This is a genomic window from uncultured Vagococcus sp. (genome assembly GCF_963518325.1).
GTDB lineage: Bacteria > Bacillota > Bacilli > Lactobacillales > Vagococcaceae > Vagococcus_D.
Genome location: NZ_CAUQJB010000001.1, coordinates 34,752 through 46,152 on the forward strand (window position 1 = coordinate 34,752; position 11,401 = coordinate 46,152).

Consider the following 11,401-nt stretch of genomic DNA (forward strand, 5'->3'; position numbering starts at 1 on the left):
ACTTTTGAAGTCACTACAGACATCTCGAGGCTGTTTTTGTGTAAATCAACTTGAGGTGGGAGGCTACTCTTCAGACGGGATTCGTTTCCGATCTTTAATTTTTATTTTGGCAATGGTCACTTTATCCATCTCCATCACTTCCATCTCAAGCCCTTCGTGAACGCAACGGAAACCAACTCGAACGGCTTGTTTATAAGTATCCGTAATTACACCACTCAAACTAATACTTTCAAGAGACTCGGGAAAATCAACGTGGAAAAAGTCTTCAATTTCTGCTAATGGGGTTTTCCCATTTACCATAAATTCTTGCTCTGTTAGGGGCCTAATATTTTCTTCTTCACGGTCTTGTTCGTCTTGGATGTCGCCAACAATTTCTTCCAAAATATCTTCAATGGTGACCATGCCACTTGTCCCGCCATACTCATCAGCTAAGATTGCAAAATGTTTATGGCTTGTTTGCATTTCAGCCAATAAATGTTTAACGGGGATGGTTTCGAAGGCTATAATTGGCTCATTCACCAGATTGGCAATACTTCCTTCTGGTCCAACTAAATACGCTTTGATTAAATCTTGCATGGTGATGTAACCAATGATGTCATCTTTTGTTTTACGAATTACTGGAAAGCGGCTATGGCCCGTTTCAATCGTGAATGTTAAGGCCTCAGCAACGGTGTATTCTTCGGGGATAGCTTCCATATCAAGACGGGTCACCATGATTTCTTTGGCGATTAACTCGTCAAAATCAAACACATTGTTGATGAATTCATATTCATCCTTGTTAATTTCACCGTGTTTCAGACTCTCATTGGCGATCAACAGTAGCTCTTCTTCTGAGTGAGTTTCATCCCCTTCCCCTAGCTTAAGCCCAAACAGTTTTCCAATGCCATTGGCTGAAGTATTTAACAGCCAAATAAACGGATAGGTTGTTTTATAAAAATAATGCAGAGGGGTTACCACCCATAAAACAACCGGTTCCGTTTTGGTAATGCTCAGCGATTTGGGAATTAATTCACCTATTACCACATGAACAAACGTAATTAGTAAGAAGGATAAGGCTAAGGAGATGACTTGCAAAACGGCGTTGGGTATCGGTAAATACGCTAATAAAGGATGCAACAATTCCCTGACCGTCCCCTCGCCTAACCACCCAATGGCTAAAGAGGTTAGGGTAATCCCCAGCTGACAGGCACTTAAATACTCATCTAAATGACCGACAATTTGCAGTGCTAAGACGGCTTTCTTATCGCCAGTTTGAGCCAATCCTTCTAGACGGCTCTTTCTGATTTTAACCAGACCAAATTCCGCTGCCACGAAAAATGCCGTCAAGATAATCATGACAACCAATATCAATAACTTTCCTGCTATCATTTTAAAACTCCTTTTTCTATCAATACATATCGTCTATAATATACCATATTAATAGAAACACGCCTAGAAATCTATCATCAAACTTAATTCTTCTTCCTTTTCTTACCAATTATCAGCTACAGAGAGGTCTTTACAGTTTCCCAAGCCGCTCTTAGTCAGATTTTTTTATGTTATATCAATCGGAATCTCCCTTCATTCTCCTTCTTGGCCAACTTTTCCTAAGAACTCTTCTTGATCTTCGTGAATCCTAGCCACTTTGGCAAAAATTTGATTCTTTTTAGTTTCAGTTAGAGTGAGGAATTGAGTTAAATTGTGACTGAAATCTTTTTCCTCATTATAATCAATAGAAAATTCCTCTAACCCTAAATAATCGTAACAGGCTTTGCCCTTTTCTTCATACGAAATGTTAAAGGCTGGCACACCACTGAGCAACGCCAAAATGCACATGTGTAAACGTGTGGCGATCGCAAAATCAAACTCAGTGAGCCGATTTCTCAAAGAATCCAATGAATAGAAATTAGCATCAACTGATATGTTTAAGTTTCCTTGATAGTACGTCTCGATAAATTTTTGGGCCACCTCACTGTCATCAACATATTCTTTCATCCCTTGGCATGTTGATAGGAAACAAACCTGATAGCCTCGTGCCAGTAGCTGATTGACAATAAGTTGAAGATTGTTAAAATAAGTCTCTTCTTTTCGTTGGTCGAAATGCCATGACCTCACTGACACCACAACTTGTTTTTTTGACGTTTTTTTTAAAAGATTAGGTGTCAATAAAAAAGCCGCATCTTTAGTCAAAACTACGTTATCGAAGGGGTGCATCGACATCAGTCGATCGTATGAAAGTTGATCACGGACATAAATAAAATCCAGTCTTTGTCCATATTTTATTAATAGTCGTTGATCCTTCACTGTTAGAGGGCCAATCGATTGAGAGTATATGCCGACTCTTTTTTTTAACCAACGCTTGCATATATATAAAATAAACATCTTATCCCCAATCGCATAATAAGAATTAATGTATCCACCTGGAGCCGAAATAACCGTGTCTACTGATTTATAAACACTCTTTCTGATCACTATCAAGAACAAAATAAGGCTCCGACTCAGAAGTGGTATTCTTTTTAAAAGTTTCATTATGGGATAATCCAGTAAATGTCGATGCCATTTTTTATCAGGATAAAGTTTTTTCACTTGCTTAAAATAATAGGTGTGGTACGCAACCTCTCCGTACTTTGACAAACTTTCACCTACCCCAAAAACCAGTGCTGCATCACCATTATTCAACGGCACACAATTATCAATTAAGAATTTCATTATTTACTCCTCAACATGCATTTTTATGATGACATCCGCTACAGCTAACCTAATTCTTTTCTGGATGTCACCTGGTGATATAAAGGCCACACGCAACATAACATAAGCAGGACAAAAAGCAACTGATAACAACCGCTGCCTCCACTTGTATAAACCATTGCTTGCCCCCCACCTAGGATAATTGGAACGATCAAATACCGCCACTTAATGGCTAATAGTAACTCGTCAGTGTTTTCTTTGTTTAAGTTTAACCTCAAAAAAAGGACAATAAGATAAGACACAAAGGTTGATATGCCTGTCCCTATCATGCCCAATGGCTGAATTAATACTAAATTGAGGGCCAGATTAACAATGGCTCCGACCAATGACGTGATAAATAGCTGGTTAGTGCGTTTTGAAACAAGATACTTCGCACCCACAAAAGTTGATAAAGAGGACATAATAACACTCAATAACAGCCACGGAACGTACTTAATGCTCTCAAAAAAAGCTGGATGAATTAAACTCCGCACCACTGGTTCCAAAACGAGTAAACTGACTGAATACACTACCATCAATAAACAAAAGATGATACCAAATAATTGGTTATAATAAACTTGACGCTCTTTTTCATGGGTCATCTCAATAATTGACAGTTGCCAAGCTTGATTAAATACTTGATAAAACATTGAAATCACAATTGGAATTTTATTGGCTACTACATACATCCCTGCCGCACTTAAACCAATATAATGAATAATAAGAAAACGATCCGATACACTAATTACCCACCATAACAATGAGTTAGGAATTAGTGGCAAACAATACCTAAGCATTTCTTTAGCTAATGCCAGCGAGAAAGATGTTTGGAAAACTATTTGCAAGATATTTTCTTTGACTATTAACATAACGAGAATGATCATATAGGCTGAAATATAGGCATATAGATATCCCTTTACTCCTAAATGATAGTGAGCGAGAAAGAGATAGTTCGTTCCAAATAACAACACAGAAAAGAACAACCCTGAACCAGCAAATAACGTTAGTTTGTTAAGAGCCCTAATATACTGTAAAATAATTTGATAATAGCCTTGGACAACAACCATCCCAACTATCAACAGGATGTATGTCTTTCCAGTAATAATCGCACTCCCACTGCTTATAATGAGTACCGTAATGACAATCATCCCGTAAATTTTCATGGCTGTCGCCAAGTACTCTCTCTTGAGATATCTTTCACTTATAGTAAAACGAAGAAGTGCCTCAAATATGTTAACCGTGACAATAGGCACGATTAAATTAACTAAGGTTCCATAATAATCGGCTTCTCCCAACTGTTTGGGGGTTAAATAAAGGGTGAAAAAGGGGGTTAAGAAAAAACTGATAAATTTACTGCCAAAATTCCCAATCGAAAAAATCAGTGTATTTGATGCTAATTTCTTATACTTCTCCATAATAGCCCTGCTTACTAAAGTCTTTCACGTTGTCGTTTCCTCCGTCTATGCTTTTTCTTCCGTAATGTTTCATCGAAATTGGCAAAGATAGGCTTTTTAGACAATTCTTCACTAGACATCAAGTTAATCGTTCCGATAACTGGCACACTAAAAATAGTTTCCACTTCATTAATAGATGTGACTCTTTGATCACTAACTTCCAAAATAAACGCGACCACTAGTGCCAGAATCATACCGGCGATCATGCCAATTAAAAGCATCACCGTATGTTTAGGAGATACAGGCTCAATGTTCAATTGAGCTTCTTCTAAAACAGAGACCTTTGCTATTGTTCCCACTTTGGCCGCTTGTTCTTGAAAAACAATTGCGACCATATTGGCAATCTCTCTTGCATCATAGGCATTTTCAGCAGTGGCAGAAATTGAAAACATTTGGGATTCGGCCTCCTGATTAAAACGAATCATCGCTTTAATGTCTGCTGCTGTTCCCTTAAATTCACCACTTTTTCTCAGACGCTTGTAGGTCTCATTTGAGACTGTATTTGATTTCGTAATAATGTCTTTATACGTGTTAATCATTTGTAAGTTAAAATTGACATTACTGACGCCTGAGTTGCCGTCACCACTTTCTGGTATTTCCGCAATTAATCGAGTTGATGAAGAAAATTTTAGTGGCATCACAACGTACGTCATAATAGCGGATAACCCGATTGAAATAAATACAATGCTCATGCCAAAGAGCAGTCTTTTTTTTATTATGCGGCTTAACATGTTCATCACATCGCCCACATTTATCCATTGGTTCATAACACCCTCCTGACTAGTTTCTTTCTGCCATTTCTTCAAGTTTATTTAAGACAGTCAACGCATACTTAGGAAAATACTGACCGACACTGCTGTGATTAGAATAACTTCCTAAATTCAATTCTTTTATGTGACAGACGTCTAGTAAAGGTAAAATGTGATCACCATATGTGTGTTCTTCTTTACTCACATGTACGAATAATTGAGTCTTCGTTTGTTTGTCCTTAATCGCTTGAAATAAAAGCTCATTTAAATAGTGATGATTGACGGCATTAGCTTGCCCCATAATAAAGGTAAAAATAGGTAAATGAATGGGTCGGTTCAAATAATTGCCTAAAAGGGTCTGAGGTGCACCTGAAATAGAGGCCAAATAATTACCTTTTGCCTCGAAATACATAGCCGCATAACCGCCTTTGCTTGATCCGCATGTTATCACCTCTTCTTTTTCAAGTCCTAATTCAATTCGACGACTTTCAATAAGAGCTAAGACTGCTTTGCTAATGTAAAAATCTGATTTCTGACCTAAATAGTAAGCCCCTTTATTTTCTGGCCCAAAGTCATCTAAAATATAGAGTCGATGATAATTTAACCGTCTAAACGTCATGATATAATTGTAACGGGCTTGTTGTTTAAACCCCGGGTATGCTGAAAAAACAACTAATAATTTTCGACTCCCCTTCTTTTTGAAAAATAAATACCTCAATGTACATTTAGCTGTCACAAATTTCTTTTCGTAATAAATAACTGAAAACATGTAAAGTTTTATGCACATTCGTTTAACCCAAAATAGCACGTTTATGACCTCCTTGGTAATATTGATTTAGGTTCAACAATAAACAGACCGTAAAGAGAACTAAGATGATATTATTCGATACTAGTACGGTATCTACTGGACTAGTAACTAAGGCATAGGCCAGGGGTAATAAAATATAGGTGCTTTCTTTTCCCTTGTTTGGGCCACTAATCTGCTGATACAAGTCGCTAACTATCAATATGACTAAAACAGCTATTAGCACAACTCCTCCCCATCCTGTTTCGCCTAGGATCATTGCCCAATAGGAGTCGGTTATAAAGCGTGGTCTTTCTGGACTCATCCCCCAAATATTGGATATTTTATAGTCATAATATAATTGGGAATACTGCATTCTCGATGCTTCGGATCCAAATCTCCCTAAGCCACTTCCCAAAGGCAAATACGTATTCGCAATCTTCATGCTTGTTCTAAGCAAAACACCGCGGGCTTCAGTTGTATCCCCTAGTAGTTGCTGAATGAGACGCTCTCTGGCAAAAAAAAGGGCGCTGGCAAACGTACTCAAATATAACCATAAGGGAAGGCGTTCTAGATAAGGCCTCACTGTTAACATCGTTAACATCACTAAAAAAAAGGCAATTGAGGTGGTTCGCCCTGCAATTAGCACTAACATCAAATTGAGTACAAATAAAGCAATTGGTTGAGGTTTATTTTCTAAATAATAAACATAGGCTACCAAAGTTGTCAGCATGATGATCGCCAGCGAAAATTGAGCGGGATGTTCATAACCAAAGGAATAACTACTTATTCCCAAACGTCGATCAAAAGGCGTCAAAAGCTTAACAAAAAAATTAGCACCGTAAATGAGTAAACACCCCATCGGATAAAGATGGCCCACTGCTACTATGAGCACTGGCATTTTCGTAAGATCTTCTGCCAAAATAGATCGTTGAGCGAAAAAATAGAACAACATCATTTTGGAAATCCCAAAGAGTGAGAAAAGTTGCATCGCCGCTGTCGCTTGTCCTAGAATTCCTAAATTAGGCAGATAGGACCATAGACAAAATACCAATAACCATAGCAATAAAAAGAGATGGTTTTGACTAATGCCTGCTTTTCCTTGATTAAATAACAATAAAATAATCACAGCAATATAGATGACAGCAAAGAATACAACTAGCAATTCGTCCCAGTAAGACATAAAAGATACGTTCACTTTAAGTATATTTGAAAAAAAAGTAATAAAATAAAAAATGATTAACATGCTATTTCTTCTTTCTAATAATTAGGTTCTTATAGAGCTGGTCCCATTTGCCATAATAAGACTCCAAGCTGTAACATTTTTCAATTATTTTAGATGCTTCCTGACTCAGTTTACTGCGCTTTGCTGAATCTAACATCAAGTCTTCAATTTCCTTTACAATCTGCTGGATATTTCCCGCTTCAATTAAGATACCATTTCCACCTGAATCAATGACTTGTGGTATACCTCCTACTGAAGAGATCACATTAGGAATACCGTATGCCATCGTTTCCAGCATGGCCATTGGCATTCCTTCATGATACGAGGGCAACAAATGGATGGCGGCATCCTCATAAAGACGAGGTAAATCTTCCGTTTTCATCCACTCACTTAAGCTGACATTTGTTAGCTTCAATGCATTAAGTTGACGTTGTATTTCTTCATGATCGCCATCACCATACAAATGGAACACAACATCAGGTAAACTGTTTTTTAAGGATAGTGCTACATTCAATATATCGTAGCTGCCTTTTCGATGTCCGATACGCCCTAATGTAATTATTTTCCGAGAGTTGACATTGTAGGCGATTTTCTCCGGCAGTTGGACGGCATTCTCCATAATAATGACACGAATTGGAACTATTTCTTCAATGAAATTGGCCCATTCTCGACTCAAGACAACTACTTGAGATACTTCCACTAAAACGTCTCGAATTTTGGCCTGTCCCTTTCTGCTCTCGTTGTTATAAAATTTGTCGAACTGAGAGCCATGGAGATGAAGAATAACTTTCGCTCCCTTTTTGATCGCCGACTTACTTAATAGTCTCTTGCGAAAAAAACTGCCATCTTGAGCTAAATGGATATGAACGATCCCTTCAGGACTTTTTTTTAGCCATTCATTCAATTTCAACAGACTCTTTAGAAAAACAATTAACCGCTTTGACTTACTTCCTGCTACCCATGAGTCTAAATAGACCATTTGACCTTTAGATAAGGGATAATACTCTTTAAAATTTTTTATGACTGTTGCAATACCACCTTTTTCATCACTTCCAGGCCCAATCATGATAATCTTTATCATTTTCGTTCCATCCTCTCTTGAATAAGTCTGATAATTGACTATATGCCTTAAGAATCTCGATAAATCAGACTTCATCATGATTCGGCCTGAAAGTCATTCCGATTAATTTGACAACCTTATTTACTTTTCACTCATCGAGCTTAGTTTAGCTTTTAGCAAATGGAACAAAAAGATTGTATTCCCAATAAAATATCGTTTAAACATCCTTTTTGGTTCTTGAATAAAACGATACAACCATTCCAAGCCTAACTTTTGAACCGTTTTAGGTGCCCGTTTGACCACCCCAGCATATACATCGAAGCTACCTCCTACCCCAATAACAATCGAGGCGTTCATCATCTCCAAGTATTCCTTAATCCAATATTCCTTTTGCGGGCTCGAAAATGCCACAAACACAATGTCAGCCCCTGATTGACAAATACTTTTTGCAATATTATTCGATTCTTTTTCTGAAAAATAACCATGTTGATGACCAGCTACCTTCAAGTTTGGTAGTTCGTTATTAATTCGTGCCAATAGTAACTTTAAGGTTTGTTGAGTCGCGCCTAAAAAATAAACCTTGTATCCTTTTTTTTCTGCTACACCTAATAAATTTAAAAAGAGATCAATCCCTGTCACTCTTTCTATCTCTGGAAGCCCTAAAAAACGATGACCTAATACGACTGATACTCCATCAGCATTAATTAACGGGCACTCATTGACAATTTGACGCAACTGAGGATCTTGATACATCAAATTAATCTTATTCGCATTCACAACCACATGTTGCGTTGGGACTCCTAATCGAATAATGTCATCAATTTTATTAAGGGTTTCCGTCATACTAAGAATATCAACTGAGGTGGATAAAAACGTTACTCTCACATGCCACCTCCCCAAATAGTTAATTCTTTAAAGGTCTTAAAGATAATCATCATATTTAATCGTATGGACCGCTGCTCAATGTACAGTAAATCCAGTCTTATCATTTCTCTAAACCCTAATTTATTCCGACCGCTAACTTGCCATAACCCTGTACATCCCGGTTTAATAGCCAATCGCTTCCAGTCTCTTTGGGTATACTCAGCAACTTCGACTGGCAATGGCGGTCTTGGCCCAACAATTGACATGTCTCCTTTTATCACATTCCACAATTGGGGGAACTCATCTATACTTGTCTTACGAATAAAGCGACCAATTTTAGTAATCCGTGGATCATTTGCTATTTTAAACATCGGTCCCTGCATTTCATTCTGTTTCCCTAACTTGGCCTGTTGAGTCTCAGCTCCCACTTCCATTGAACGAAATTTATACATATAAAAGGGTTGGCCATCCTTTTTCACTCGTAATTGCTTAAATATTGCTGCCGATCTTGGATTTTCCCATTTTATCAAGAGAAAGATCACCGTTAATACCGGCATGGCAACGACGAGACCTACACTCCCAATTACTAAATCAACTATCCTGAATCCCCATTCCCGATACATTGTTCTTTTGACTTGTGCACCTTCACTGGCTTCCATGACTGATACGCCTTTGATCTCTGGAATTGATTGTTTCACTTTGGTTTCCTCCTGACCTTCCCAACTACCTTCCCTCAGCAAATTGATTTCCAAAACTATGATAAGCAACCGATTCAGGGACTATTTCCACACAGTTTTTCGTATCAAATATTTGAGGATTCGCCATTGCATTGGTTTGACTTTCAAAAATTTCTTTAAACTCATCGTGGTCCGTTAAGACAACCAGTAATGAGCTTCCGCGACATGCTCCTTCAAAATCAGTCGCATAGTCGTCAATGCAAGGGTCATAAATGGCTACTTGGTAACCATTTTGTTGAAGTTGATTCACAATTGTAAGGGAGGGGCTTTCCCGCATATCATTGACATTGCCCTTATAAGCCATTCCCAAAATTGTTAACTTGTTGGTTGGCCCTTTAGCCATCAATTCTTCAATTCGTGACACGACAAATTCCGGCATGCTGTTATTTATTCTTCGAGCTGTCTGGATTAATGGACTTACCATCGGCGCACTCGCTACGATGAAATTAGGATCAACGGCTAAACAATGCCCGCCAACACCTGGTCCTGGTGAATGGATATTAACTCTGGGATGCTGATTGGCTAGTCCAATCACTTGATGGACATCAACACCTAAGTGATGGCAAATTTTAACCAATTCATTCCCATAGGCAATATTAATATCACGATAGGTATTTTCAACTAATTTAATTAGCTCTGCTTCTGGCGCTGTCGTCAGATGTATGTCACCCGTCACGACTGTCTCATAAATTTTTTTGACCTTTGCTTGACAATTAGGTGTTATGCCACCAATGATTCGCGAATTGTTCACAATTTCCTGAATAATATTACCTGGTAATACCCGTTCAGGACAATGTGCCACAAAAAAATCCTTCCCTACGTGAAACCCTTGAGCTTCAATTAATGGCAGCACGACGTCAGTCATGACACCTGGCGCAATAGTTGATTCAATAATCAGCGTATTGCCTTTTTCAAGAAATGGAATGATCCCGGTGATTGCTGATATAATGGCTGAAACGTCGCAAGACCTATCCTTATCTGATCTATATGGTGTCGGTACAGCAATCAAAAATACGTCGGCTTTTTCAGGTACGCTCTCCGCTCTAAACAACTTGTTTTTAAGAGCTTGTTTTAATAAATGTTCTAACCCCTTTTCCTTCATGTGAATAACGCCTTGATTTAAGGTGTTCACCACATTTACGGCTAAATCCACACCGACCACGTCAATTCCTTGATCTGCAAATATTAAGGCAGTTGGTAAGCCAATATATCCCAATCCAATTACTTCAAGTTTCACAAAATCCATCCTTACTTTCGTTTTTGATTTGGCACTTTAAATGTCCATTCCCCTAGAGGCTCTGACTCGATCTGGTAAACTAATACTGCGTTTTTGGTGTCTTTTGGTAGTTCATAATAAGCAGCGCCTGTCAATTCTTTTCCTGGCTCGACTACTTCACCAAAATTATCAGGCTCAAGACCGTATATTTCATAGATTTCCCCATCTTGATCACGAATTTTAAAATCATTGGCTCCCACTGGGATACTCTCTTTTGATGTGTTCTTAAAGCTCATTTCCGCCACCAACATCACTTGCGTTGTATCTTTCGATTGATTATTTGTGGTCACGACTTGATTTAACGTCATGTCCATCTTATTAATTCGCTGCGTCATCCCAATATCCTTGTCATTTTTTGATGCTTTTTTGACTTTAGCGCTACATCCAATCAGTAAACTGGCCACTAACACTAGTCCGATTAAAAATATTATTTTTTTCATTTTTTTGTTTTCCTTTTCCTTTTAGTTAAAATGAAGAGGGTGAGACCACTGTCTCATCCTCTTCTCTTTTTACGAAAAACGTCTCATTTGGCTTATCTCCACGCCT

11 protein-coding genes are annotated in these 11,401 nt (G+C 38.1%); all 11 read right to left on the reverse strand.

Features of this window, described 5'->3' with window-relative positions:
* Positions 1–63 precede the first annotated feature (63 nt).
* Entirely contained in the window at positions 64–1,368 is a 1,305-nt protein-coding gene (locus RWN13_RS00165; RefSeq protein WP_399553616.1) for a hemolysin family protein, read from the reverse strand.
* 192 nt (positions 1,369–1,560) lie between these two features.
* Complete coding sequence (locus RWN13_RS00170) at positions 1,561–2,688, reverse strand: polysaccharide pyruvyl transferase family protein (protein WP_314059257.1); 1,128 nt, start codon at positions 2,686–2,688, stop codon at positions 1,561–1,563.
* A 44-nt stretch (positions 2,689–2,732) separates the two neighbouring features.
* Positions 2,733–4,121: a polysaccharide biosynthesis C-terminal domain-containing protein gene (locus RWN13_RS00175; RefSeq protein WP_314059258.1), complete on the reverse strand. Its 1,389-nt coding sequence runs from the start codon at positions 4,119–4,121 to the stop codon at positions 2,733–2,735.
* A 14-nt stretch (positions 4,122–4,135) separates the two neighbouring features.
* A complete protein-coding gene (locus tag RWN13_RS00180) occupies positions 4,136–4,927 on the reverse strand; it encodes a GNVR domain-containing protein (protein ID WP_314059259.1) in 792 nt (263 codons plus the stop codon).
* Between the two features lie 13 nt (positions 4,928–4,940).
* Positions 4,941–5,717 (reverse strand): hypothetical protein, encoded by a 777-nt coding sequence (locus RWN13_RS00185; protein ID WP_314059262.1) that lies wholly within the window; start codon positions 5,715–5,717, stop codon positions 4,941–4,943.
* A complete protein-coding gene (locus RWN13_RS00190) occupies positions 5,701–6,939 on the reverse strand; it encodes a hypothetical protein (RefSeq protein ID WP_314059265.1) in 1,239 nt (412 codons plus the stop codon). The genes RWN13_RS00185 and RWN13_RS00190 overlap by 17 nt, the downstream gene beginning before the upstream one ends.
* 1 nt (position 6,940) lies before the next feature.
* Complete coding sequence (locus RWN13_RS00195) at positions 6,941–7,999, reverse strand: glycosyltransferase family 4 protein (protein ID WP_314059268.1); 1,059 nt, start codon at positions 7,997–7,999, stop codon at positions 6,941–6,943.
* A 120-nt stretch (positions 8,000–8,119) separates the two neighbouring features.
* A complete protein-coding gene (locus tag RWN13_RS00200) occupies positions 8,120–8,863 on the reverse strand; it encodes a WecB/TagA/CpsF family glycosyltransferase (RefSeq protein WP_314059270.1) in 744 nt (247 codons plus the stop codon).
* Positions 8,860–9,540, reverse strand: coding sequence for a sugar transferase (locus RWN13_RS00205; protein ID WP_314059272.1), 681 nt, complete (start codon positions 9,538–9,540; stop codon positions 8,860–8,862). Before RWN13_RS00205 ends, RWN13_RS00200 begins: the two co-directional genes overlap by 4 nt.
* 25 nt (positions 9,541–9,565) lie before the next feature.
* Positions 9,566–10,816, reverse strand: coding sequence for a nucleotide sugar dehydrogenase (locus RWN13_RS00210; protein WP_314059273.1), 1,251 nt, complete (start codon positions 10,814–10,816; stop codon positions 9,566–9,568).
* A gap of 11 nt (positions 10,817–10,827) precedes the next feature.
* The gene (locus RWN13_RS00215; RefSeq protein WP_314059275.1) at positions 10,828–11,295 is read right to left on the reverse strand and encodes a DUF4352 domain-containing protein; all 468 of its coding nucleotides are present in this window, start codon (positions 11,293–11,295) and stop codon (positions 10,828–10,830) included.
* Positions 11,296–11,401: the final 106 nt, after the last annotated feature.

Bases quoted from the DNA above. Each gene is read 5' to 3' on its own strand.
- RWN13_RS00165 (WP_399553616.1), bottom strand. From the start codon at position 1,368: ATGATAGCAGGAAAGTTATTGATATTGGTTGTCATGATTATCTTGACG.
- RWN13_RS00170 (WP_314059257.1), bottom strand. From the start codon at position 2,688: ATGAAATTCTTAATTGATAATTGTGTGCCGTTGAATAATGGTGATGCA.
- RWN13_RS00175 (WP_314059258.1), bottom strand. From the start codon at position 4,121: ATGGAGAAGTATAAGAAATTAGCATCAAATACACTGATTTTTTCGATT.
- RWN13_RS00180 (WP_314059259.1), bottom strand. From the start codon at position 4,927: ATGAACCAATGGATAAATGTGGGCGATGTGATGAACATGTTAAGCCGC.
- RWN13_RS00190 (WP_314059265.1), bottom strand. From the start codon at position 6,939: ATGTTAATCATTTTTTATTTTATTACTTTTTTTTCAAATATACTTAAA.
- RWN13_RS00195 (WP_314059268.1), bottom strand. From the start codon at position 7,999: ATGATAAAGATTATCATGATTGGGCCTGGAAGTGATGAAAAAGGTGGT.
- RWN13_RS00215 (WP_314059275.1), bottom strand. From the start codon at position 11,295: ATGAAAAAAATAATATTTTTAATCGGACTAGTGTTAGTGGCCAGTTTA.